This is a genomic window from Enterobacter cloacae complex sp. GF14B (genome assembly GCF_004136805.1).
Classification (GTDB): domain Bacteria; phylum Pseudomonadota; class Gammaproteobacteria; order Enterobacterales; family Enterobacteriaceae; genus Enterobacter; species Enterobacter hormaechei_C.
This window is the reverse complement of sequence record NZ_QFRV01000071.1, coordinates 1-23,791: the sequence shown is the minus strand read 5'-3', so window position 1 is coordinate 23,791 and position 23,791 is coordinate 1. Positions and strand designations below refer to the sequence as shown.

The following is a 23,791-nucleotide window of genomic DNA, read 5'->3' as shown; positions in this document are numbered from 1 at the left end:
ATTTGCCTGGCGGCTTTAGCGCGGTGGTCCCACCTGACCCCATGCCGAACTCAGAAGTGAAACGCCGTAGCGCCGATGGTAGTGTGGGGTCTCCCCATGTGAGAGTAGGGAACTGCCAGGCATCAAACAAGTGAAGAGGCCATCCGCAAGGATGGCCTTTTTGCGTTTGTTTGCTGAAAAACGGCAGGCCTTAAGAAGCCGTCACCCGGCAGATTTCAGACTGCACACCACGCCGAAATAAACGCTGCAATCCCCTCCACATTATTCAAATCCAGAACCGGTACTTTCAGCGTCAACGCAACGTCACTGGCCACGGCAATCACATGTTCATCCAGCGTTAACTCACTTACGTCATGTCCGGCATCGCTTCTGAATAGCAGGATCTTCGCAACAGCCTCATGCTTAAACCCCTCAACCAGCACCAAATCCAGCGTGGAGTGATCCATCCGGCTGACAAGATAAGCGAGATCCAGCGGTGCTTCATCCGGTGTTTCTGTCATTAACGCCCAGCGCTGGTTACTCGCCACCATCGTTTGTGCAGCGCCAGCCTTACGCAGCTCATAGCTATCTTTCCCCGGTTTATCGACATCCATGTTATGGTGCGTATGCTTAATCAATCCGGGACGAATGCCTTTGGCGCAAAGTGCAGGTATCAGTTTTTTTAGCAGCGAAGTTTTCCCGGTGCCACTCCAGGCTGAGATCGCTAATACGGGTATCATTTTCTCTCCTGCATCATCTGCAAATCTTCCGTCGTGTTTACATTCACAAACGCCGATTTCATGTCGCTGAAATCAACGGAATGCCCTCCGGACTGGCGCATAAATACCATGACGCGTCGCTCTCCTGCGGCCAGGTAATCTTCCAGCGCGGATATTAACGAGCGATTAATCAATGCGATCGTTGGATGGTCGCGTTCACCGTCGTGTACCCAGACGACGGGAGCACCACCGCGCCGCTGCACCAGACGTTCAACCAGACAGGACGGGATGAAGGGCGTATCACATGGACAAAAGAGAAACCACTCTCCGTACGACTGCTGCATAACAGAAAGCATTCCCGCCAGCGGACCGGGGTAGTCCATCAGGTTATCCTGATAAACCGGATACCCGCTGCGCTGATAAATATCAACATGTCGGTTAGCGCTGATCGCCATCGATGACACCTGATCTGCAAGCGTATCAGCAACATGCTGCCATAATGGTGTGTTGTTCAGGAGCTGAAGTCCCTTATCCTTTCCACCCATTCGCGTTGCCCTGCCCCCGGCCAGAACAACCCCGATGATTTCCTGGCATTGATTCACGAATATCGCCTCTTTTATTGTGGGATTGACCCTGCTAACGTGTCTCTCTAAATGAAAGGAGCACTACCATGAAATGTAAACGTCTTAATGAAGTCATTGAACTTCTCCAGCCGGCCTGGCAAAAAGAGCCAGAGCTGAATCTGATGCAATTTTTACAGAAACTGGCGAAAGAGTCAGGTTTTGATGGCGAACTGGCGGACCTTTCTGACGACATCCTGATCTACCACCTGAAAATGCGTGACTCGGCTAAAGATGCTGTTATTCCGGGCATTCAGAAAGATTATGAAGAGGATTTTAAAACCGCATTACTGCGCGCCCGAGGCGTAATTAAAGAGTAAAAGCTTGTAAGCGGAGCCACCGAAATCGCCACAAGATGATATCCTGAATCATTCGTATAATTTCCGGATGATCGGATGAACGACCAGGCTTTTACTTTCCAGACACTACACCCGGATACCATTATGGATGCGCTGTTCGAGCAGGGTATTCGGGTGGATTCCGGGTTAACAGCTTTAAACAGCTACGAAAACCGTGTCTACCAATTTCAGGACGAAGAGCGCCAGCGCTTTGTCGTAAAGTTTTACCGTCCACAGCGCTGGTCCGCAGAACAAATTCAGGAAGAACATCAGTTTGCCCACGATCTACTGGATGATGATGTTCCCGTTGCGGCACCGATTAAATTCAATAACCAAACGCTGCTGACCCATCAGGGCTTTTACTACGCGGTATTTCCGAGCCTGGGCGGAAGACAGTTTGAGGCAGATAATATCGATCAGATGGAATGGGTTGCCCGCTATCTGGGGCGCATTCATCAGACGGGACGTAAAAAACCGTTTGTTGCCCGTCCGACGATTGGTGTTCAGGAATATCTTATTGAGCCGCGACAGGTATTCGAAACATCGGCGCTGATCCCGAATGCACTAAAGGATAATTTCCTCACGGCGACCGATAAGCTTATTGATGCTGTAAAAGCCTGCTGGCGGGATGATATTACTACTCTGCGCCTGCACGGTGACTGCCACGCCGGAAATATTCTCTGGCGCGATGGGCCGCTATTTGTCGATCTTGATGACGCACGTATGGGACCCGCGGTGCAGGATCTATGGATGCTACTCAACGGTGATAAAGCCGAGCAGCGCATGCAGCTTGAGACCATAATTGAAGCTTATGAAGAATTTATCCCCTTTAATTCAGACGAAATTGCCTTGATAGAGCCTTTACGTGCGATGCGATTTGTTTATTATCTCGCGTGGTTAATCAGGCGTTGGGAAGACCCGGCTTTTCCCCGAAATTTCCCCTGGCTTACCGGGGAGGATTACTGGCGCAACCAGATATCCACATTTACCGAGCAGGTTAAGGTTCTACAGGAACCCCCTTTGCAATTAACGCCGATGTATTAATTGGACACACCCAGGAGAGAGTTGATCATGAAAAAAATTTGGCTGGCGCTGGCTGGTATGATTCTGGCATTTAGCGCAACTGCTGCGCAGTTTACCGACGGCAAGCAGTACATTACGCTAGACAAGCCTGTTGCTGGCGAGCCTCAGGTGCTGGAGTTCTTCTCCTTCTACTGCCCGCACTGCTACGAGTTTGAGCAGGTACTTCATGTTTCTGACAACGTGAAGAAAAAGCTGCCGGAAGGCACCAAAATGACGAAATACCACGTTGAGTTCCTTGGCCCACTGGGCAAAGATCTGACTCAGGCATGGGCGGTCGCGATTGCGCTGGGTGTGGAAGATAAGATCACCGCGCCTATGTTTGAAGCCGTACAGAAAACCCAGACCGTACAAACTACGGCAGATATCCGTAAAGTGTTCGTAGATGCCGGTGTGAAAGGTGAAGACTACGACGCTGCCTGGAACAGTTTTGTGGTGAAATCTCTCGTGGCACAGCAGGAAAAAGCTGCCGCTGACTTCCAGTTGCAGGGCGTGCCGGCGATGTATGTTAACGGCAAATACCAGGTGAATATGCGTGGTATGGACACGACCAGCATGGATATCTTCGTACAACAGTACGCTGATACCGTGAAATACCTGGTTGAGAAAAAGTAACAACCATAAAGAAAAACGCCGGTCACTGACCGGCGTTTTTGTATGAAGATTTAATCTTCGCTATCTGCTCGTCTTTCTCTTTCCAGAGTGTATTAAGCCAAAGCTGGAAACGACGTTTGAAGTTTTTATCGTTGACGTAATCCCCGTGCAGTTCAGTATTGACGGGCACCAGATCAACGCGGACAACGATACGCGTCAGCCTGCCGCTGAGCATGTCGTAGAATGGCGTCCTGTCGTTTTCCGGATAGCAGAGCGTTACGTTCAACAATTTATCGAACTGCTCACCCAGCACGTTGAGCGCCATTGCGATGCCCGCAGCCTTTGGCGGCAACAGGTTCTGATAAGGAGAGCGAGTTTGCTGGCGCTTCTCTTCGGTAAAGCGCGATCCTTCGACGAAGTTAACAATGGTGGTGGGATGCGCGCGAAACTTCTCGCAAGAACGGCGCGTGGTTTCCACGTCCTTACCGCGGCGTTCCGGATGACGAATCAAATAGCTGCGTGAATAGCGTTTCATAAACGGCATATCCAGCGCCCAGCAGGCCAGACCAATGAAAGGCACCCAGGCCAGCTGCTGTTTCAGAAAGTATTTATTCATCGGAATGTGTTTGCGAAACAGTACGCACAATACAACAATGTCGGCCCAGCTGTGGTGATTGCAGATCAGCAGATACCAGTTCTTTTTGTTCAGCTTCTCCAGACCCTGAACGTCCCACTTCAGCCAGGGGTTCAGATGCAGCAGGATCGCCAGGCCTTCACACCAGCAGTACATCATAAAATTACAAAAAGCAGACACCGCGCGCCATACCGGAGGGACAGGCAACAGGAGCTTAATTATTCCGGCAACGATGATTGGCACAGAACAGGCGATAGTAACCAGAATAGTTAAAATGACGCTTAATAATAATGTTATCGCAGCGAGTATTCTCGACATGATGAATTTTTTCAGATAGTTAGCTGTAATTGAGCAGCCGGCTATCCGGTGCTGGGCGCCGATCTTATCAGAAATTCGCTCAGACCAGGGCGCTTTCACACCAGGAGGTCGCGGCTTTTCCTGGCAGGCCTCGAATTTTTCCCTATAGACAAGGTGCTTAAGCCTTATATCCACATAGACTAAATAACCATCAGTGAGGTGTGATCTTAATTGATCTTGTATTAATTGTTTGATTTAAATAGATAAATAAGTTTTCAATATCACTTTTATCAAGCTGTTATTCACCTGTATTAAAAATATGCACAAACTTATCCACAGTTTTGTTTTGCGAGCGATCTTCCCGATCGCAAAATCTTTTTCTGTATAAAGCGCTAAAACCTGATGTTTTCATCCTTCTGTGGCATCCTTTACCCATAAATTCATAACAGGCACGGACATTATGGTTCAGATCCCAGAAAACCCACTTATACTCGTCGATGGCTCTTCTTACCTGTATCGGGCGTATCATGCGTTTCCTCCTCTGACCAACAGCGCAGGGGAACCTACCGGCGCAATGTACGGCGTGCTGAATATGCTGCGCAGCCTGATTCTGCAATACCACCCAACCCATGCGGCCGTGGTGTTTGATGCGAAGGGTAAAACCTTCCGCGATGAATTATTTGAGCATTACAAATCACACCGTCCCCCTATGCCTGACGATCTGCGTGCGCAGATTGAACCGCTGCACGCTATGGTGAAAGCGATGGGGCTGCCACTGCTGGCGGTCTCTGGCGTTGAAGCTGACGACGTTATTGGTACCCTGGCGCGCGAAGCGGAAAAAGCAGGCCGCCCGGTTCTGATCAGTACCGGTGATAAAGACATGGCGCAGCTGGTAACGCCAGGGATTACGCTGATCAACACCATGACAAACACCATTCTTGGCCCGGAAGAAGTGGTCGCCAAATATGGTGTGCCGCCAGAGCTCATTATTGATTTCCTCGCCCTGATGGGCGATTCCTCGGATAACATTCCTGGCGTGCCGGGCGTGGGTGAAAAAACAGCTCAGGCGCTGCTGCAAGGGCTGGGCGGGCTGGATACGCTGTATGCAGAGTCCGACAAAATTGCCGGTCTTACCTTCCGTGGCGCAAAAACCATGGCCGGAAAGCTCGCCGATAACAAAGAGGTGGCTTATCTCTCCTATCAGTTGGCCACCATCAAAACTGACGTAGAGCTGGAGCTTACCTGCGAGCAGCTGGAAGTGCAGGAACCCGCCGCCGACGAACTGCTTGGTCTGTTCAGAAAATACGAATTTAAACGCTGGACCGCGGATGTTGAAGCCGGTAAATGGCTTCAGGCGAAAGGGGCTAAATCTGCGGCGAAGCCGAAAGAGACCATCGTTGTCGATGCCGTAGAGCAGGCAGAAGAAGAGGCGATAGCGCTCTCCTTCGACAACTATGAAACCATCCTGGAAGAGTCACGGCTCGTCGCCTGGATTGAAAAGCTAAAAAAAGCGCCAGTATTTGCTTTCGATACCGAAACGGACAGCCTTGATAACATTACGGCTAATATGGTGGGTCTGTCATTCGCGACGGAGCCGGGTGTTGCCGCCTATGTTCCGGTTGCTCACGACTATCTGGATGCGCCGGAGCAAATCTCCCGCGAGCGCGCCTTAGAACTACTGAAGCCGATTCTGGAAGACGAGAAAGCGCTGAAGGTCGGGCAAAACCTGAAGTATGACCGCGGTATTCTGCAAAACTACGGCATTGAGCTGCGTGGTATCGCTTTTGACACCATGCTTGAATCTTACATTCTGGACAGCGTGGCGGGCCGCCATGATATGGATTCCTTATCCGATCGTTGGCTGAAACACAAAACCATCACCTTTGAAGAAATTGCCGGTAAGGGTAAAAATCAGCTGACCTTTAACCAGATCGCGCTGGAAGAGGCAGGCCGCTACGCCGCGGAAGACGCTGACGTCACGCTACAGCTGCATCTCAAAATGTGGCCGAAATTGCAGAAGCACGAAGGGCCGCTGAATGTGTTCCGGAACATTGAGATGCCGCTGGTGCCTGTGCTGTCCCGCATTGAGCGCAATGGCGTTAAAATCGACCCAACGGTGCTGCATAACCACTCTGGTGAGCTGGCGCAGCGCCTGACCGAGCTTGAACAGAAAGCGCATGAGCTTGCTGGCGAGGCATTTAACCTGTCTTCACCGAAACAGCTGCAAACCATCCTGTTTGAAAAACAGGGCATCAAGCCGCTGAAGAAAACCCCGGGCGGCGCTCCTTCAACGTCTGAAGAGGTGCTGGAAGAGCTGGCGCTGGACTATCCGCTGCCAAAAGTTATTCTGCAATACCGCGGTCTGGCTAAGCTGAAATCGACCTATACCGACAAACTGCCGTTGATGATTAACCCGAAAACGGGCCGCGTGCACACCTCCTATCACCAGGCTGTGGCGGCGACCGGGCGACTTTCGTCAACCGATCCTAACCTTCAGAACATTCCGGTGCGTAATGAAGAGGGCCGCCGTATTCGCCAGGCTTTCATTGCGCCAGAGGATTATCTGATTGTCTCCGCGGACTACTCGCAAATCGAACTGCGTATTATGGCGCACCTGTCACGCGACAAAGGCCTGCTGACGGCCTTTGCCGAAGGGAAGGACATTCACCGGGCAACCGCTGCCGAAGTGTTTGGGCTGCCGCTGGAGAGCGTGACAAATGAGCAGCGTCGTAGCGCAAAAGCGATCAACTTCGGTCTGATTTACGGCATGAGTGCCTTTGGTCTTTCACGCCAGCTCAATATTCCGCGTAAAGAGTCGCAGAAGTATATGGATCTCTACTTCGAGCGGTATCCGGGCGTGCTGGAATATATGGAACGTACCCGCGCGCAGGCGAAAGAGAAAGGCTACGTTGAAACGCTGGATGGCCGTCGTCTCTACCTTCCGGACATCAAATCCAGCAACGCCGCGCGCCGCGCGGGTGCTGAACGTGCTGCGATTAACGCCCCTATGCAGGGCACTGCGGCGGACATCATTAAACGTGCAATGATCGCCGTCGATGCCTGGTTGGAAAAAGAGAAGCCGCGCGTGAAAATGATCATGCAGGTACATGATGAACTGGTCTTTGAAGTTCATAAAGACGATCTGGAGACGGTCTCTCAGAAGATCCATGAACTGATGGAAAACAGCATGAAGCTGGACGTTCCGTTGCTGGTGGAAGTGGGTAGCGGCGAAAACTGGGATCAGGCTCACTAAGGGCTAACGGAATAACGCGCGTTTTATGTAAGTAAGCAACATAAGTACGCGCGTTTTGTGACGATCATTAGAATTCCCTATGTAAAGAATGAAAAAAAACTACAAAAAGTGCTTTGTCCAGCGATAAAAAAAGAGTAGAGTTAACGACGTAGGGTACAGAGGTAAGATGTTCTATCTTTCAGACCTTTTACTTCACGTAATCGGATTTGGCTGAATATTTTAGCCGCCCCAGTCAGTAATGACTGGGGCGTTTTTTATTGCGGCAAAGAAAGTTTCAGGCGAAAAAAAGCGCGGTCATCGCCGCGCCTGTTATTACTCTGCTTCCGCTTCTGTCGCCGGTTCCAGATCGTTAAACCAGCTGTCGAGCTTCTGACGCAGTTTATCCACGCCCTGCTTTTTCAGCGAGGAGAACGGTTCAACCTGTACATCACCGTTGAATGCCAGCACCGCTTCACGAACCTTATTCACCTGTGCCTTGCGCGCGCCGCTCGCCAGCTTATCCGCTTTTGTCAGCAGTACCAGCACCGCAATATCGCTTGCCACCGCCCAGTCAATCATCTGCTGGTCGAGATCTTTCAGCGGATGACGAATATCCATCAGCACCACCAGGCCTTTCAGACACATGCGTTTTTCCAGGTATTCACCCAGCGCACGCTGCCATTTGATCTTCATCTCTTCCGGTACCTGCGCGTAACCGTAGCCCGGTAAATCGACCAGGCGTTTGCCTTCAGCCACTTCAAACAGGTTAATCAGTTGTGTACGGCCAGGTGTTTTTGAGGTACGCGCCAGGTTTTTCTGATTGGTCAGCGTATTCAGGGCACTGGATTTTCCCGCATTGGAGCGGCCAGCAAATGCCACTTCAATCCCTGTGTCTGAGGGCAGGTGGCGAATATCGGGCGCACTGGTGACAAAATGCGTCTGTTGGTAGTTCCAGGTAGTCACGTGGTCGTCTCCAAAAATCGTAATCTGCGGGGATTATACCTGAATGCGGGCAAAAGGCTTTTCCCTTCGTCATTGACATGTAAGTGAAAGCCCTGCGAAATGTAAGAGATTTGCCCTTAAGCGTATGAGAAATTTAAGAGAAATCGCAGGCGCTACAAAACTCAAGATATTAAAATTCAAAGAGTTATTAATGAGTAATTATCTGAAAATCCGGTTTTGTACCTTTTCGTTGCTTGTTAGTTTAAAGGAACAAGGTAAAGTGTGTGCTACGGCGAGGATGCCAACAGGATAACGACTTAAGGATAAGGGTCAGGAGCGCCAGGAGGCGAAGACTCAGGATTGTCAGGATGACCGGCGCCTGGAGGCGTTTTTAACAGGAAACGGAACCGTATCACGGACGGTAGTAGCCAAGGGATAAACAGGGTTTGTTGCAGGCAAACAGGGAATGTCTGACCCGTTAAGGGTTGTGAGTCAGGAAAAAAGGCGACAGATTGCTCTGTCGCCTTTTTTCTTTGCTTGCTTTCTGCTAGATTTCGCCGCAATTCTATACTGAAGAAAACGACTTAAAGATAAAACATCATGAAAAAACCGACCTCCGCTGCGGGCGCGAAACGCCCTGCAAAAGCACGCCGCAAAACGCGCGAAGAACTGAATCAGGAAGCGCGCGATCGCAAACGCGATAAAAAACATCGTGGCCATGCTGCGGGTAGCCGTGCTAACGGTGGCGGTGCCGCAGGCGCTTCTGCAAAAAGCAAGCAGCAGAAAGATCCTCGTATCGGCAGTAAAACTCCCATTCCACTGGGCGTGACAGACACCCCGGTCACTAAGCAGCACAAACCAAAGAGCGAGAAACCTATGCTTTCACCGCAGGCTGAGCTGGATTTGCTGGAGAACGATGAGCGCCTGGACGCGCTGCTGGAACGTCTTGAAGAGGGTGAAACCTTGACCGCCGAAGAGCAGTCATGGGTGGATGCCAAACTGGATCGCATCGACGAGCTGATGCAGAAGCTGGGTCTGTCCTACGATGATGAAGAAGACGAAGAGGAAGACGAAAAGCAGGAAGATATGATGCGTCTTCTGAAGGGTGGAAACTAACATTTGCACCCGGCAGGTACACTCGTCCTGCTTATAACCCTTCCGGTTATATGTTATCTGGTGTGGTTATTCGTTAAACTACGGCGGTTGTCGCGGCGACAGAAGTGGCTGCGCACCCGAATGATGGCCCGCAACGGGACCAGAACGGGCCGCCGTATACGAACGCGACACCAACGGAAGGAGTGAGCATGTCTGTACCATCTATCGACTGGGATTTTGCCCTGATCCAGAAATATAACTATTCCGGGCCGCGTTATACCTCATACCCCACCGCGCTGGAGTTTTCTGACGCTTTCGGCGAGGCGGATTTTCAGCATGCTGTGGCGCGCTATCCCGAGCGCCCGCTGTCGCTCTACGTCCATATTCCATTCTGCCATAAGCTCTGCTACTTCTGCGGCTGCAATAAAATCGTTACCCGCCAGCAGCACAAAGCCGATCAATACCTCGATGCGCTCGAACAGGAAATTCTGCACCGCGCACCGCTGTTTAAAGGGCGTCACGTTAGCCAGCTTCACTGGGGCGGTGGTACGCCAACCTATCTGAATAAAGCGCAGATCAGCCGCCTGATGGCGCTGCTGCGCGACAATTTCAGTTTTAACGACGACGCCGAAATTTCGATCGAGGTCGATCCACGTGAAATCGAGCTGGATGTGCTGGATCATTTACGCGCTGAAGGCTTCAACCGCCTGAGTATGGGCGTACAGGACTTCAATAAAGAAGTACAGCGCCTGGTAAACCGCGAGCAGGACGAAGCGTTTATCTTTTCCTTACTCAACCATGCGCGTGAAATCGGCTTTACCTCAACGAATATAGACCTGATTTACGGCCTGCCGAAGCAGACGCCGGAGAGCTTCGCCTACACGCTTAAACGCGTGGCTGAGCTTAACCCGGACCGTCTGAGCGTCTTTAATTACGCGCACCTGCCGACGCTGTTCGCCGCTCAGCGCAAAATCAAAGATGCGGATCTGCCTTCCGCCCAGCAGAAGCTAGACATTTTGCAGGAGACCATCGCCTCGCTGACCGAAACCGGCTATCAGTTTATCGGGATGGATCACTTTGCCCGCCCTGACGACGAACTGGCAATTGCCCAGCGCGAAGGTGTTCTCCACCGTAACTTCCAGGGTTACACCACCCAGGGCGATACCGATCTGCTCGGAATGGGCGTCTCCGCCATTAGCATGATTGGCGACTGCTACGCTCAGAACCAGAAAGAGCTGAAGCTGTACTACCAGCAGGTTGATGAAACGGGTAACGCATTGTGGCGCGGCATTGCGTTAACGCGTGACGACTGCATCCGTCGTGATGTGATTAAGGCGCTTATCTGCAACTTCCGTCTCGAATTCCGCGAGGTGGAGTCGCAATGGGATCTGCAATTCAGCGATTACTTTGCCGAAGACCTGAAACTCCTTGCGCCGCTGGCGAAGGACGGGCTGGTGGATGTGTCGGAAAGCGCGGTGGTCGTCACGCCGAAAGGACGTCTGTTGATTCGTAATATCTGCATGTGCTTCGATGCCTATCTGCGTCAGAAGGCGCGTTTACAGCAGTTCTCGCGGGTGATTTAAGTTGAAAAGCCGGGTAAGCGAAGCGCCACCCGGCTTTTCATCAGCTCGTTAGCTAAACAGCCCAACCAGCGCCGCACACAGCACCGCCGCAACGGCAGTTTGTGGCGTGTGGCTTTCTGCTGCTCCGCTCGAAAGCAAAGTCACTAATGATTCCAGCATGATGCTCCCCCCTGTTTCCGGGCACGATCATACAAAACTCATCGGAACAGTAAAGCGCAAAATAACGGCACTTTGCGCTCACTTAGTAACCTTTACACAGCGGAGTAAGATCACTCCATTCCCAGCTCTTTCAGCTTGCGCGTCAGGGTGTTTCGACCCCATCCCAACAGGCGAGCCGCTTCCTGTTTGTGGCCCTGGGTATGACGAAGCGCGGTAGTTAACAGCGTGCGCTCCATCTCCGGCTGCGCTTCGGAGAGCAGATTTTGATGACCGGAACGCAGCGCGCGATCTGCCCACTGCGCCAGCAGCGTCGCCCAGCTGTCCGGCAGCGCATGTCCGGCGGTGCTTTCGGGCACGGTGGCTTCAAACAGCTCGGCGGGGAGATCCTGAATCAACACTTCCTGTCCGGCGGCCATCACGGTCAGCCAGCGACAGGTGTTTTCCAGCTGACGCACGTTGCCAGGCCATGCCAGACGGGTGAGGGCGGCATCCGTTTCCGGATGAAGCTGCTTGGCTTCCACGCCCAGCTCACGGGCCGCCACTTGCAGGAAATGGCGCGCCAGACGCGGGATATCTTCCCGACGCTCGCGCAGCGGCGGCAGGTGGACACGGATCACGTTCAGACGATGGAATAAATCCTCACGGAATTTCCCCTCCTGCACGCGCAGCTCCAGGTTCTGGTGCGTCGCGGCAATAATGCGCACGTCCACCTTCACCGGCGCATACCCGCCCACGCGGTAAAACTGGCCATCTGCCAGCACGCGCAGCAGTCGGGTCTGAACATCCAGCGGCATATCGCCGATTTCATCCAGGAAAAGCGTGCCGCCGTCAGCCTGTTCAAAGCGTCCCTGACGAATGGTATTGGCTCCGGTAAACGCCCCTTTTTCGTGGCCGAACAGCTCAGATTCAATTAAATCCTTAGGGATCGCTGCCATGTTCAGGGCGATAAAGGGGGCTTTCGCCCGCGGGCTGTGGCGATGCAGGGCGTGTGCAACCAGCTCTTTACCGGTCCCTGATTCACCGTTAATCAAGACGCTGATAGACGAGCGCGACAGACGCCCGATGATGCGAAACACGTCCTGCATGGCCGGCGCCTCACCGATGATGTCCGTCGTAGGCCCGAAATCCGGCGCGTGGCGGGGCTGCTGTTGCTCCTGATAGTGGCTGATGGCGCGTTCGACCAGGGCAACGGCTTCGTCGATATCAAACGGTTTTGGCAGATAATCAAACGCCCCCTGCTGGTAGGCGCTAACGGCGGCATCCAGGTCGGAGTGGGCGGTCATTATGATGACCGGAAGCATGGGGTGGCGCTGTTTGATCTGCTTTAAGAGCGCCAGTCCGTCCATGCCCGGCATGCGAATATCCGAGAGCAGAACGTCCGGCGTTTTGGTGGTGAGTGCGTCGAGCACCTCGCTGCCGCTCTCAAACGTCGTGCAGCTTAATCCCGCTCCTGTGAGTGCGCGTTCAAGCACCCAACGGATGGAGCTATCGTCATCGACTACCCAGACTATCCCTCGTTGCATAAACGTCACCTTTATTTTTTAATCGGCAGGAAAACCGAAAACTCGGTATGTCCCGGCCAACTGGTAAATTCAATTTTGCCGGAGTGTTGGTCAATCAAATTTCGGGCTATGGATAACCCCAGCCCGGTGCCGCCTTCGCGACCGCTGACCATCGGGTAGAACAGAGTGTCCTGGAGATGCGGCGGGATCCCCGGCCCGTTATCTTCCACATCAATACGTGCCGCCAGACGATAACGCACGCCGTGCAGCGTCAGCTGGAACGCGGTGCGGGTACGCAGAATAATTTCGCCACCCTCCGGGCCCAGCGCCTGCAACGCGTTACGCACAATGTTCAACAGCACCTGTTCAATCTGGTCCGGATCGTGCGCCAGCTCCGGCAGGCTTGGGTCGTAATCACGCACCAGCGTGACGTTATCCGGCAGCTCCATAGAGACGAGTTTCACCACCCGCTCCGCGACCTTGTGAATGCTTTCTGAAACATGCATCCCCGGCTGCTGTGGCCCGAGCAGGCGATCGACCAGATTACGCAGACGGTCCGCCTGCTCAATAATGACGTTGGTATACTCCGCCAGGGCAGGGTCAGGCAGCGCTTTGGTCAAAAGCTGTGCCGCACCGCGTAAGCCGCCCAGCGGGTTTTTGATCTCATGGGCCAGCCCGCGCACCAGGTCGCGCGCCGCAATCTGCTGCGCATGCTGAAGCTGCTCCTGGCTGAGACGACGTTGGTTATCCATCGGCGCCATTTCCAGCAGAATCATGCCATCTGGCAGGCGCTGTGCGGTGAGGGACAAAATATGCGAGCGTCCGTCAATCACCAGCGTCACTTCGTTATCGGTGAAGCCCTGACCCGCCTGCAAACTCTCCTGCATCAGACCAATATTCAGCGAGAAATAGCTCAGCAGTTCCGGCAGCGGCGTGCCAAACAGTTTTCTGGCGCTTTGGGCGAGCAGCTGTTGCGCCGCCGGGTTGGCGTAATGCACCGCCAGCTCGTCGTCGACCAGCAAAATACTGTTAATCAAAGAATTGAGGATCTGCCCAGCATCGGGCAGCGTGCCAGTTGCCATTCAGCAGTCTCCTGGAGTCGTTGCACTATTTTAGTGCAGTATAGCGTTTTAGAGGTTAAAAGCGCGTGAGATCAGGTTGTTGGTGGAGAAAAAAGCCCATCCGAAGATGGGCTAAAGTTTCCACGGCAACTACTCCCGACGCGTATGCGCCGGGTAAAACAAAACAATTAAACGCTGTAGTACAGTTCAAACTCAACCGGGTGCGGCGTCATGCGAACGCGGTCGTTTTCTTCGGTACGCAGCGCGATGTAAGCGTCGATAGCTTCATCGGTGAACACACCGCCAGCGGTCAGGAACTCGCGGTCTGCGTCCAGCGCTTGCAGGGCTTCTTCCAGAGAGCCGGCAACCTGTGGGATCTCTTTCGCTTCTTCTGGCGGCAGGTCGTACAGGTTTTTGTCCATGGCTTCGCCCGGGTGGATCTTGTTCTTGATACCGTCCAGACCGGCCATCAGCAGTGCTGCGAAGCACAGGTATGGGTTAGCCGCCGGGTCCGGGAAGCGCACTTCGATACGACGCGCTTTCGGAGACGCAACCACCGGGATACGGATAGAAGCAGAACGGTTACGGGCAGAGTACGCCAGCATCACGGGTGCTTCGTAGCCTGGAACCAGACGCTTGTAGGAGTTCGTGGTCGGGTTCGCCAGGGCGTTGATCGCTTTAGCGTGTTTGATAACACCGCCGATGTAGTGCAGCGCCTGCTCAGACAGACCCGCATACTTGTCACCAGAGAACAGGTTGGTGCCGTTCTTGGACAGGGACATGTGGCAGTGCATGCCGGAACCGTTGTCGCCAAACATTGGTTTTGGCATGAAGGTCGCGGTTTTACCGAAACGGTGCGCAACGTTGTGTACAACGTATTTGTAGATCTGAATCTCATCCGCTTTTTTGGTCATGGTGTTGAAGCGGGTAGCGATCTCGTTCTGGCCAGCCGTTGCCACTTCGTGGTGGTGCGCTTCAACAACCAGGCCCATCTCTTCCATGATCAGACACATGGTAGAACGGATGTCCTGTGAAGAATCGACCGGAGGAACCGGGAAGTAACCGCCTTTCACGCCCGGACGGTGACCTTTGTTACCACCTTCGTACTTGGTGGAAGAGTTCCATGCGCCTTCGATGTCATCGATAGCGACGTGGGAGCCAGAAATGGAAGCACCAAAACGGATGTCGTCGAACAGGAAGAACTCTGGCTCTGGCCCGAACAGAACGGTGTCTGCGATGCCGGTAGAGCGCAGGTACTCTTCAGCGCGTTTTGCGATGGAGCGTGGGTCACGGTCATAGCCTTGCAGCGTGCCAGGTTCCAGAATATCGCAGCGGATGATCAGCGTAGGTTCTTCGTAGAACGGGTCAATGAGCGCAGTGGTTGCATCTGGCATCAGAACCATGTCGGATTCGTTAATGCCTTTCCAGCCGCCAATGGAGGAGCCGTCAAACATTTTGCCTTCTTCAAAGAATTCGGCGTTCACCTGATGAGCAGGGATCGTGACGTGCTGTTCTTTACCTTTGGTATCGGTGAAGCGCAGATCAACAAACTTCACTTCATGTTCGTTCAGCATCGTCAAAACGTGTTCAGCGGACATACTTAACTCTCCAGATTGGTCATTGTCGTCGTGGTAACGAGGTCTTCAAATCGGCTGGGCTGCCATATTTTTACTGTATTTCTGTAAAGCGAAATCTGTGCCAACTTTTAAAACACCCCAAAAAGGCGTTATCATGCGCACCATAGTGCAGAAGGGCTGCACCACATTGGATTTGTTGCACCATTATAGTGCTTCTGTGTGAACATCGAGCACCATATTGGTGCAATTTACGTTAAAGTGCCCTTTTACCGCTCCGTGAAAGCGATCACAAAGCATCTCTGCAATACTTGTTTGCGGGGGATGTTTGTGATCCTGTTTTGTAGTGCGATTAATCCGTGTACAATAACGCGCTATTTCTAAATGCCTGAGGCAAAGTTGTGATCGAAAAATTGCGTAATATCGCCATCATCGCGCACGTCGACCATGGTAAAACTACCCTGGTTGATAAGCTGCTACAGCAGTCCGGTACGTTTGATGCTCGTGCCGAAACTCAAGAGCGTGTGATGGACTCCAACGATTTGGAGAAAGAGCGTGGGATTACCATCCTCGCCAAAAACACCGCTATCAAATGGAATGACTACCGTATCAACATCGTTGATACCCCAGGGCACGCCGACTTCGGTGGTGAAGTTGAGCGCGTGATGTCCATGGTGGATTCCGTGCTGCTGGTGGTTGACGCATTTGATGGCCCTATGCCGCAAACGCGCTTCGTGACCAAAAAAGCATTTGCCCACGGCCTGAAACCTATCGTTGTGATCAACAAGGTTGACCGTCCTGGCGCGCGTCCTGACTGGGTTGTTGACCAGGTCTTCGACCTGTTCGTTAACCTCGACGCGACCGACGAACAGCTGGACTTCCCTATCGTTTATGCGTCTGCGCTGAACGGTATCGCCGGTCTGGATCACGAAGACATGGCGGAAGACATGACTCCGCTGTACCAGACGATTGTTGACCGCGTTCCTGCGCCAAACGTTGACCTGGAAGGCACCCTGCAAATGCAGATCTCTCAGCTCGACTACAACAACTATGTTGGCGTAATCGGCATTGGTCGTATCAAGCGCGGTAAAGTGAAGCCTAACCAGCAGGTCACTATCATCGATAGCGAAGGGAAAACCCGTAACGGTAAAGTCGGTAAAGTGCTGACTCACCTGGGTCTTGAGCGTATCGAGAGCGACATCGCTGAAGCGGGCGACATCATCGCTATCACCGGTCTGGGTGAACTGAACATCTCCGACACCATCTGCGATCCGCAGAACGTCGAAGCGCTGCCAGCCCTGTCCGTTGATGAACCAACCGTATCCATGTTCTTCAACGTCAACACCTCTCCGTTCTGTGGTAAAGAAGGTAAGTTCGTTACCTCTCGTCAGATCCTTGACCGCCTGAACAAAGAGCTGGTGCACAACGTTGCGCTGCGCGTTGAAGAAACCGAAGACGCTGATGCATTCCGCGTTTCGGGTCGTGGTGAGCTGCACCTGTCTGTTCTGATTGAGAACATGCGTCGTGAAGGTTTCGAGATGGCGGTTTCCCGTCCGAAAGTTATCTTCCGCGAAATCGATGGCCGTAAACAAGAGCCGTTCGAAAACGTAACGCTGGACGTTGAAGAGCAGCACCAGGGTTCTGTGATGCAGGCACTGGGTGAGCGTAAAGGCGACCTGAAAAACATGAATCCAGATGGCAAAGGCCGCGTACGTCTCGACTACGTGATCCCAAGCCGTGGCCTGATCGGCTTCCGTTCTGAGTTCATGACCATGACTTCCGGTACCGGTCTGCTGTACTCCACCTTCAGCCACTACGACGACGTTCGTCCGGGCGAAGTGGGCCAGCGTAACAACGGCGTGCTGATCTCCAACGGTCAGGGTAAAGCGGTTGCGTTTGCGCTGTTCGGTTTGCAGGATCGCGGTAAGCTGTTCCTGGGTCACGGTGCTGAAGTTTACGAAGGCCAGATCATCGGTATTCACAGCCGTTCTAACGACCTGACGGTAAACTGCCTGACCGGTAAGAAACTGACCAACATGCGTGCGTCCGGTACTGACGAAGCAACGGTTCTGGTTCCACCGATCAAGATGACGCTGGAGCAGGCTCTGGAATTCATCGATGATGACGAACTGGTCGAAGTGACGCCTCAGTCAATTCGTATCCGTAAACGTCACCTGACTGAGAACGATCGTAAACGTGCAATGCGCGGTGCGAAAGAAGACTAATTCGGTTATGCCGTAGGCCGGGTAAGCGCATGCGCCACCCGGCAACGAAAAAGCCGCTGAGCGATCAGCGGCTTTTTTATTAGAACGAATACCGTAACCCTAAACGGATCCGGTACTGCTCCCGGTTGTAATCATTCCATCGGTCCAGCCACTGTAGCTCAAGATACGGCAGCCAGTTTCTGTCGATTTTATAGCTGAACTTGTTAGTAATTTCCCAGTGATGATCTTTGCCATTTTTGCTGTGGTAATCATTCACCCGCTGGAAAAAGTGCGGCTCAAAGGTGTAGAAAAACGCATCCGTCACTTTGAAATTCCAGTAGTTGGCGAATTCATGCGTGTCGTTCTTATCCATCTGCCCGTTATAGTCCGGCGTATCGTAATTGTTATGGTTATAGCGATAGCGGAACGTCAGATTAAACCAGTCCGTAAATTTGTAATTGGTATCTAAATAAACCGCGCCACCTGATCCTGCGCTGCTGTCATTAATTAAGCCGCCGGGCTGGAAGGTCAGTTTGTCGGTCGGTTTGAAGAGCGGATACCACCCCTCGATTTCGTTATAGCTGTGTTTCAGTTCGTCCCATTTCCCCACGTTATAAGCGTTGGTGAACATCAGCCCCGCGCCCATATCGAAGTTATAGCCCGCACGCAGGATCACTTCGTGCAGCTCTGAGGCGGTGTTGTAGGCTTCGCGCGTTTCGACGTAGGCCCCGGCAAATACCGGGCAGGACACAGACGACACGATCAGTACGGTGATGATTCTTTTCATAATTTGTCCATGTATCAGGTACAGAAAGGCCTCCCTCCTGATAAACAGGAAGGACATAGTGGCCGGATTTATTGTTATAAAGTGACTGCTGACGCTTTATTGTTGGTGGTTATCTCAGGGGTATTTGCTGTCTGTTTCTTCCGTTTTCCAATCTCCTCGATAATAAAGGCGAAGCGCGCTTCGTTGAGTTTATAAAATAGCCCCATGGTCACGGCGGCGACGATTGCCAGGCCGCACGGCCAGAGGAAAATAAGCTGACGCAAACCCAGCAGCGTGCCCGCGCTCTGCACGGCATGGGGTACGTAGCCAATCTGGGTCAGCATAATGCCGGGCAGGAAACCGGCGAGCGCGGCGGAGATTTTGCGCGAGAAGGTATAGCCGGTATACACCGACCCTTCGGCGCGAATGCCGGTTTTCCACTCGCCGTAATCGACGGTATCCGGCACCAGCGCCCAGTTCAGGCTATTAACAAACGCCGTGCCGAAGAAGGCCATGCAGGAAAAGAGCACAAACAGCAGGGAGCTGGTCCCCCAGAAGAAATTCAGCACGTCGCCCACCGCCCACAGCGCCAGCCCGCCCAGATAGACCGGCTTCTTGCCAAAGCGCTTCACCGCGCCGGGCACCAGAAACACGCCAATCAGAATGCAGCCCATGCTGAAAAAGCCCATCCACGACAGGAGGTGCAGATCGTTCAGCACGTACTGGGTGTAATAGACCTGAATCGCCAGCTTGATGTTAAACGCGGCGAGGGTACAGAGGTTGGCGATGCACAGCACCAGCAGCGGCGGATTGCGGAAAATCGCGCAGAATGATTTCAGAATGCCGGGCTTATGGTGATCGGGTGTGAGCTCCACGTAGCGCTCTTTCACCCCGCTGTAGCACCACCACATGCAGAACAGCCCCCCGGTGACGAACACCAGCGCGGCCACCAGATAGCCGAGTAAGGGCTGGCTGATGAACAGCGCCTGAATCGGCATAAAGCCGACGGTGCAGAGCAACAGTCCTACCGTTGCGCCGCCTTGACGCCACGCCGCAAGCTGCGCGCGCTCGTTCGGGTTTTTGGTGATGGCCGGAACCATTGCACCGTAGGCGCAGTTCATCAGGCTGTAGCAGAGGCCAAACATCATGAAGAGCACGGTGGCGAGGGCCGTTTTCACCGTCAGGCTAAAGTCGTTGGTCATAAACTGCGCCGTCGCGACCAGCGCCACCGGAACGGAGGCGTAAAGTATGAATGGCCTGAACTTCCCCCTCGGGCCAATGTTACGCCGGGAATCCAGCAGCACCCCGGTCAGCATGTCGGTGAACGCGGTAAAGAACTTGGCGACCAGAAAAATGATGCCGCCGTAGAACGCGGGCATGCCCAGCTCGTCCGTGTAAAACTTCAGCAGGTACAGCGTGCCAATACACAGCATCAGGTTCGAGCCAAAATCACCCATCCCGTAGGCGCACTTCTCTCGCAGGCTCAATTTCAGGGTTAACGGATCAGTATTATGTGTCATGGTCGATCCTCAAAGCGCCCCGCAGGGCGCTCAATCACGTCATTTATGCCGTACGTTTGCGCAGTTCGATCTCTTCCACTATGCGCACATACATTTTCTCGTTGAGGTTGTAGAAGCAGCCCATCGCCACGATGGTGATGACCGCCAGCAGGCTCGGGTAGATAAATATCAGCTGCCGCAGCCCTTCAACCGTCCCGGCGGACTGCACCACGTTCGGCACATAGCCGATCTGGGTGAGCATGATCCCCGGGAAGAAGCCCGCCAGCGCCTGCGAGACCTTCCTGAAGAAGGTAAAGCCGGTGTAGACCGTTCCCTCGGAGCGCACGCCGGTGCGCCACTCGCCGTATTCCACGGTATCGGACACCAGCGCCCAGTTCAGGCTGTTCACGAACGCGGAACCGAAGAACGCCAGGCAGGAGAACGCCACAAAGCTCACCGAGCCGCCGCCGAAGAAGTAGTTAAGCAGATCGCCCGCCACCCAAATCATCAGCCCGCTGATGTAGACCTTTTTCTTGCCGAAGCGCCGCACCGCGCCGGGCATCATAAAGACGCCGATAAAAATACAGCCCATGCTGAAGAAGCCCATATACGACAGCAGGATCGGGTCGTTCAGCACGTACTGCGTGTAGTAGACCTGAATGGCGAGTTTGACGTTAAAGGCGCCCAGCGTGCACAGGTTAGCGATGCACAGGATAAACAGCGGACGGTTCCCGGCGATGGCGCGAAACGACTGCAACAGCCCCGGTTTCTGCGCCGGGTTAGCAGGCTGCGTCTCGACGTAACGCTCGGTAACGCCCTTATAGCACCACCACATAAAGAACAGCCCGAACAGCGAGAAGAGGGTGGCGGCAAAGATGTAGCCAAGCTGGTCGTTACCCTCAATCAGGTTCATCACCGGGACAAAGCCCACCGTACAGAGCAGCAGGCCGAGCGTGGCGCCGCCCTGGCGCCAGGCCGCCAGCGAGGCGCGCTCGTCCGGGTTTTTGGTGATGGCGGGCACCATCGCGCCGTAAGAGCAGTTCATCATGCTGAAGAACAGGCCGTACAGCATGAACAGCACCGTCGCCATCACCGTTTTACCGGTGATTTCAAACGGTGTGCCGACGAAGTTGGCAATCGCCAGCAACGTTACCGGGAAGGCTGCATACAGCACGAACGGGCGGAATTTCCCTTTCGGGCCGATCTTGCGCCGGGAATCGAGCATGATCCCGGTGCCCATATCGGTGAAGGCGGTAAAAAACTTCGCAATCAGGAAGATAATCCCGCCGTAGGTGCCCGGCAGCCCCAGCACGTCGGTGTAGAACTTCAGCAGATACAGCGTGCCGATATCAAGCAGGATGTTAGAGCCGAGATCGCCCATCCCGTAGGCGAGTTTTTCTTTAAACGGCAGGCGCAGGGTTGCCGGATCAGAAGTATGTTGACTCATTATTGTTCTCCGTCTGCCCGCAGGTTTTCCCGCGGGCGAGCCTTATCAGATATGACGTAAGGTGCTAAACAGATCGGCCCATTCGCTTTGCTGGCGATAGAAGACCGGCGGTTTGCCGAGCGGGGCATCAACGGTGATGTCACCGCCCTGGCAGGTTTCTCCGGTCCACGCATTGACCCAGGTGTCCTGCGGCAGATAGAGCGACCAGTCGCGGCGTCCCTCTTCATGGACCGGCGCCACCAGCAGATCGCGGCCAAACAGATACTGGTATTTCAGCGTGTAGGCGCGCGCGTCGTCCTCGTAGTGCAGGAAAAGCGGACGCATCACCGGCAGGCCGCTTTTCGCGTTCTGCGCGACCGCGGCTTTGATGTACGGCTTCAGAGTGGTGAAGACAGTGGTCATGCGCGCGAAGTGCGCGATGGTTTCCGCGTCGCCGTCGAACTGCCAGTTATCGCCTGGACGGTTGCCCTCATGGGTACGCATCATCGGCGTAAAGGCGCTGAAGTCGCACCAGCGCAGCAGCAGCTCTTTGCTGCGCTTCATCTCGAAGAGCGTCGTATAGCCGCCAATGTCGCTGTGGTGCAGGCCGTGCCCGGTCATCGCCAGCGACAGCGCCGCAGGGATGACGGACGCCAGACCGTCGTCCAGGCTCCAGTCGACGTTCTGATCCCCCGCCCACATCATCACCGAGTGCTTCTGGCTACCGGTGTAGCCTGCGCGCATGAAGAACAGGATCTCGCCGAGCTTGCCGGTCTCTTCCAGCGCCTCGTAGTTACATTTCGCCCACAGGGCAGGCCAGGCGTTATGCATGATCTCCGCGCTCACGCCGTTGTGCAGGAAGGTATCGGTCGGCAGATATTCCCCGAAATCGGCCATCCAGCCGCCGCAGCCCAGTTCGATCAGGTTCTTTTTAATGACCTCTTTGTACCAGTCGTAGGCTGCCGGGTTGGTCAGGTCGATAACGCCCGCGTAGAACTCGCCGAACTCGACGTGGTAGTCCTTGCCGTCGGCGTTTTTGGTCAGATAGCCGCGTTTCGCGGCCTCTTCGCAGAGATCTTTATCGCTGGCGACGTACGGGTTGATATAGGAGAGGAACTGCACGCCTTCTTCTTTCCACTGCGCAATCCGCGTATCAAGCTGCGGATAGAGCGCGCTGTTCCACTTCCAGTTCCACATTACGCGTTTGCCGAAGGAGGTCATGCGGATGCCGGACCAGTCCTGCGCCCAGATGCCGTTCACCTTTACGCCGCCGTTACGCATGGTGTCGAGCTTCTGCTGGCACACCTCGGTGCCGCCCTGGATGCCCAGCGTCACGCCGTCGTACACCCAGTCCGGCAGCTCCGGCTGGCGTCCCAGCAGGCCGGTCAGTTTTTCCAGCAGATCGACGTACGTTTCCGCACATTCGAAGCGCAGCGTGGCGTTATCTTCCCAGAACGCCAGCTCGTGGAAGTCAGGGGCGCTGAAGTCAAAGTTCATGTAGCAGCTGTTATCCACGTGGCAGTAGTACTTCTGGGTGCTCACGAAGGTGGGCTGCGGGAAGAAGGTCCAGTAGTAGTCACCGCCTGCGTTCTCTTTGCAGTCGGCCTGCCAGGTGACATAGGTCTGCTTGTTGCGGCCCACGCCCTGCTCGCTGGTCCACAGCGGGAACGGCTTGCCGCGCAGATCGAAGTACGAGAACTGCTCGCCGCAGCCGTAAATATGATCTTCTGGCTGCGCCGCCAGCCGCAGCCAGATGCGGTTATGGCCGGGAGCATCATTTTTCAGCTTCAGCTCCAGACGGCCTTCCGCATCCACGCCCACCAGCAGCGTGGCGCTTACCGCATCGCCGCGGGTAAAGCGGATTGCCCAGCCCGCGCTTTGCTGCGTAACGGTCGCGTTCGTCAGGGCAATCTTTTCGTTGAGCTTGTCTTTGATGCTGAAGTTGCCGCGAAACATCTCGATATCCGCCTCACCTGCGCCAATCCACAGGCAAGGGGCATCCGCGGTGTGGGATAAAATCAGACGGTCCTGCCAGCGCAGGGTGAAGCCACTTTCGTTATTTTTCAGGTCAATATTGTGTAGGGTACGCATAAAAACTCCGTCTTAATTATTTGGCCTGGCTATCCAGTAATCCGGCGGCGACGGCAGGCGCTAAGCCCGGTGCCAGCGGCAGGCGGGGGATCACCAGGCAGTGCAGCAGATGGTAAATATCCTGCTTGCCGTCCCAGACTTTGGTGGTCACTTCGTTATTGGTGTCCAGCTCCTGCCACCAGGATCCGTTTTCGTAATCCATCAGATACTTGATGCAGTAATCCCACCATTTCTGATACCAGGCTTCGTACTGCGCCTCGCCGGTCACGGTATAGAGGGCATAGGCCGTGCCCATCGCCTCGACGATTGGCCAGCGCACGCGTTCGCGCACGATTGGCTTGCCGTCCCAGCCCACGGAGTAGACAAAGCCGTCCGCCCCGTCGGGTGCCCAGGCGT

General features: G+C 54.1%; 19 protein-coding genes, 1 rRNA gene and 1 pseudogene. 8 read left to right on the top strand and 13 right to left on the bottom strand.

What is annotated here, in order from left to right; translation table 11 throughout:
* The first annotated feature begins 5 nt into the window (after positions 1–5).
* Positions 6–121: ribosomal RNA gene (rrf, locus tag DD606_RS19280) — 5S ribosomal RNA — on the top strand.
* Positions 122–215: 94 nt separating this feature from the next.
* Here rrf and mobB read toward each other — a convergent pair.
* Entirely contained in the window at positions 216–719 is a 504-nt protein-coding gene (gene mobB, locus DD606_RS19275; RefSeq protein ID WP_003861899.1) for a molybdopterin-guanine dinucleotide biosynthesis protein MobB, read from the bottom strand.
* On the bottom strand, positions 716–1,300 hold the full coding sequence (mobA, locus tag DD606_RS19270) for a molybdenum cofactor guanylyltransferase MobA (protein WP_032660836.1): 585 nt from the start codon (positions 1,298–1,300) through the stop codon (positions 716–718). The genes mobB and mobA overlap by 4 nt, the downstream gene beginning before the upstream one ends.
* Before the next feature lie 68 nt (positions 1,301–1,368).
* Between mobA and DD606_RS19265 the strand changes: the two genes are divergently transcribed.
* From DD606_RS19265 to dsbA, 3 genes are all read left to right on the top strand, one after another.
* Positions 1,369–1,638, top strand: a complete 270-nt coding sequence (locus tag DD606_RS19265) for a YihD family protein (protein WP_003861904.1) — start codon at positions 1,369–1,371, stop codon at positions 1,636–1,638.
* A gap of 75 nt (positions 1,639–1,713) precedes the next feature.
* Positions 1,714–2,700 (top strand): serine/threonine protein kinase, encoded by a 987-nt coding sequence (locus DD606_RS19260; protein WP_003861905.1) that lies wholly within the window; start codon positions 1,714–1,716, stop codon positions 2,698–2,700.
* Between the two features lie 27 nt (positions 2,701–2,727).
* Positions 2,728–3,351: a thiol:disulfide interchange protein DsbA gene (gene dsbA / locus DD606_RS19255; protein ID WP_003861908.1), complete on the top strand. Its 624-nt coding sequence runs from the start codon at positions 2,728–2,730 to the stop codon at positions 3,349–3,351.
* Positions 3,352–3,373: 22 nt separating this feature from the next.
* Here the strand turns inward: dsbA and DD606_RS19250 are convergent, their stop codons facing one another.
* Positions 3,374–4,282 (bottom strand): acyltransferase, encoded by a 909-nt coding sequence (locus DD606_RS19250; RefSeq protein WP_003861910.1) that lies wholly within the window; start codon positions 4,280–4,282, stop codon positions 3,374–3,376.
* 439 nt (positions 4,283–4,721) lie between these two features.
* Between DD606_RS19250 and polA the strand changes: the two genes are divergently transcribed.
* Positions 4,722–7,514, top strand: a complete 2,793-nt coding sequence (gene polA, locus DD606_RS19245) for a DNA polymerase I (RefSeq protein ID WP_045895056.1) — start codon at positions 4,722–4,724, stop codon at positions 7,512–7,514.
* Positions 7,515–7,826: 312 nt separating this feature from the next.
* Here the strand turns inward: polA and yihA are convergent, their stop codons facing one another.
* Positions 7,827–8,456 carry a ribosome biogenesis GTP-binding protein YihA/YsxC gene (gene yihA, locus DD606_RS19240; protein ID WP_003861913.1) on the bottom strand — a complete coding sequence of 210 codons (630 nt, stop codon included), beginning with the start codon at positions 8,454–8,456 and terminating at the stop codon, positions 7,827–7,829.
* Positions 8,457–9,035: 579 nt separating this feature from the next.
* Between yihA and yihI the strand changes: the two genes are divergently transcribed.
* Entirely contained in the window at positions 9,036–9,551 is a 516-nt protein-coding gene (gene yihI, locus DD606_RS19230) for a Der GTPase-activating protein YihI (protein WP_032608127.1), read from the top strand.
* A gap of 188 nt (positions 9,552–9,739) precedes the next feature.
* Positions 9,740–11,113: an oxygen-independent coproporphyrinogen III oxidase gene (gene hemN / locus DD606_RS19225; protein ID WP_003861917.1), complete on the top strand. Its 1,374-nt coding sequence runs from the start codon at positions 9,740–9,742 to the stop codon at positions 11,111–11,113.
* Positions 11,114–11,161: 48 nt separating this feature from the next.
* Here the strand turns inward: hemN and DD606_RS19220 are convergent, their stop codons facing one another.
* The 4 genes from DD606_RS19220 to glnA all read right to left on the bottom strand — a co-directional run bounded on the left by DD606_RS19220 (position 11,162) and on the right by glnA (position 15,433).
* Entirely contained in the window at positions 11,162–11,272 is a 111-nt protein-coding gene (locus DD606_RS19220; protein ID WP_017382667.1) for a YshB family small membrane protein, read from the bottom strand.
* Between the two features lie 110 nt (positions 11,273–11,382).
* Positions 11,383–12,795, bottom strand: a complete 1,413-nt coding sequence (gene glnG / locus DD606_RS19215; RefSeq protein WP_003861919.1) for a nitrogen regulation protein NR(I) — start codon at positions 12,793–12,795, stop codon at positions 11,383–11,385.
* An 11-nt stretch (positions 12,796–12,806) separates the two neighbouring features.
* Complete coding sequence (gene glnL, locus DD606_RS19210; protein WP_003861923.1) at positions 12,807–13,856, bottom strand: nitrogen regulation protein NR(II); 1,050 nt, start codon at positions 13,854–13,856, stop codon at positions 12,807–12,809.
* 167 nt (positions 13,857–14,023) lie between these two features.
* Positions 14,024–15,433 (bottom strand): glutamate--ammonia ligase, encoded by a 1,410-nt coding sequence (gene glnA, locus DD606_RS19205; RefSeq protein ID WP_003861925.1) that lies wholly within the window; start codon positions 15,431–15,433, stop codon positions 14,024–14,026.
* Positions 15,434–15,810: 377 nt separating this feature from the next.
* Between glnA and typA the strand changes: the two genes are divergently transcribed.
* Positions 15,811–17,634 (top strand): ribosome-dependent GTPase TypA, encoded by a 1,824-nt coding sequence (gene typA / locus DD606_RS19200; RefSeq protein WP_003861927.1) that lies wholly within the window; start codon positions 15,811–15,813, stop codon positions 17,632–17,634.
* A 79-nt stretch (positions 17,635–17,713) separates the two neighbouring features.
* On the opposite strand, the gene ompL is transcribed toward typA, so the two are convergent.
* The 5 genes and pseudogenes from ompL to yihS form a co-directional block, all read right to left on the bottom strand.
* Positions 17,714–18,400 (bottom strand): porin OmpL, encoded by a 687-nt coding sequence (gene ompL / locus DD606_RS19195; protein ID WP_003861929.1) that lies wholly within the window; start codon positions 18,398–18,400, stop codon positions 17,714–17,716.
* A 74-nt stretch (positions 18,401–18,474) separates the two neighbouring features.
* On the bottom strand, positions 18,475–19,899 hold the full coding sequence (locus tag DD606_RS19190; protein ID WP_129258991.1) for an MFS transporter: 1,425 nt from the start codon (positions 19,897–19,899) through the stop codon (positions 18,475–18,477).
* Positions 19,900–19,942: 43 nt separating this feature from the next.
* Entirely contained in the window at positions 19,943–21,325 is a 1,383-nt protein-coding gene (locus DD606_RS19185; RefSeq protein ID WP_003861932.1) for an MFS transporter, read from the bottom strand.
* A 45-nt stretch (positions 21,326–21,370) separates the two neighbouring features.
* A complete protein-coding gene (locus tag DD606_RS19180) occupies positions 21,371–23,395 on the bottom strand; it encodes an alpha-glucosidase (RefSeq protein ID WP_032608123.1) in 2,025 nt (674 codons plus the stop codon).
* 16 nt (positions 23,396–23,411) lie between these two features.
* Positions 23,412–23,791, bottom strand: a pseudogene (gene yihS, locus DD606_RS19175) (sulfoquinovose isomerase); the annotation flags it as partial.

Bases quoted from the DNA above. Each gene is read 5' to 3' on its own strand.
- DD606_RS19180 (WP_032608123.1), bottom strand. From the start codon at position 23,395: ATGCGTACCCTACACAATATTGACCTGAAAAATAACGAAAGTGGCTTC.
- DD606_RS19190 (WP_129258991.1), bottom strand. From the start codon at position 19,899: ATGACACATAATACTGATCCGTTAACCCTGAAATTGAGCCTGCGAGAG.
- DD606_RS19220 (WP_017382667.1), bottom strand. From the start codon at position 11,272: ATGCTGGAATCATTAGTGACTTTGCTTTCGAGCGGAGCAGCAGAAAGC.
- polA (WP_045895056.1), top strand. From the start codon at position 4,722: ATGGTTCAGATCCCAGAAAACCCACTTATACTCGTCGATGGCTCTTCT.
- hemN (WP_003861917.1), top strand. From the start codon at position 9,740: ATGTCTGTACCATCTATCGACTGGGATTTTGCCCTGATCCAGAAATAT.
- DD606_RS19250 (WP_003861910.1), bottom strand. From the start codon at position 4,282: ATGTCGAGAATACTCGCTGCGATAACATTATTATTAAGCGTCATTTTA.
- dsbA (WP_003861908.1), top strand. From the start codon at position 2,728: ATGAAAAAAATTTGGCTGGCGCTGGCTGGTATGATTCTGGCATTTAGC.
- glnA (WP_003861925.1), bottom strand. From the start codon at position 15,433: ATGTCCGCTGAACACGTTTTGACGATGCTGAACGAACATGAAGTGAAG.
- mobB (WP_003861899.1), bottom strand. From the start codon at position 719: ATGATACCCGTATTAGCGATCTCAGCCTGGAGTGGCACCGGGAAAACT.
- DD606_RS19265 (WP_003861904.1), top strand. From the start codon at position 1,369: ATGAAATGTAAACGTCTTAATGAAGTCATTGAACTTCTCCAGCCGGCC.
- ompL (WP_003861929.1), bottom strand. From the start codon at position 18,400: ATGAAAAGAATCATCACCGTACTGATCGTGTCGTCTGTGTCCTGCCCG.
- DD606_RS19260 (WP_003861905.1), top strand. From the start codon at position 1,714: ATGAACGACCAGGCTTTTACTTTCCAGACACTACACCCGGATACCATT.
- yihI (WP_032608127.1), top strand. From the start codon at position 9,036: ATGAAAAAACCGACCTCCGCTGCGGGCGCGAAACGCCCTGCAAAAGCA.
- DD606_RS19185 (WP_003861932.1), bottom strand. From the start codon at position 21,325: ATGAGTCAACATACTTCTGATCCGGCAACCCTGCGCCTGCCGTTTAAA.
- glnG (WP_003861919.1), bottom strand. From the start codon at position 12,795: ATGCAACGAGGGATAGTCTGGGTAGTCGATGACGATAGCTCCATCCGT.
- glnL (WP_003861923.1), bottom strand. From the start codon at position 13,856: ATGGCAACTGGCACGCTGCCCGATGCTGGGCAGATCCTCAATTCTTTG.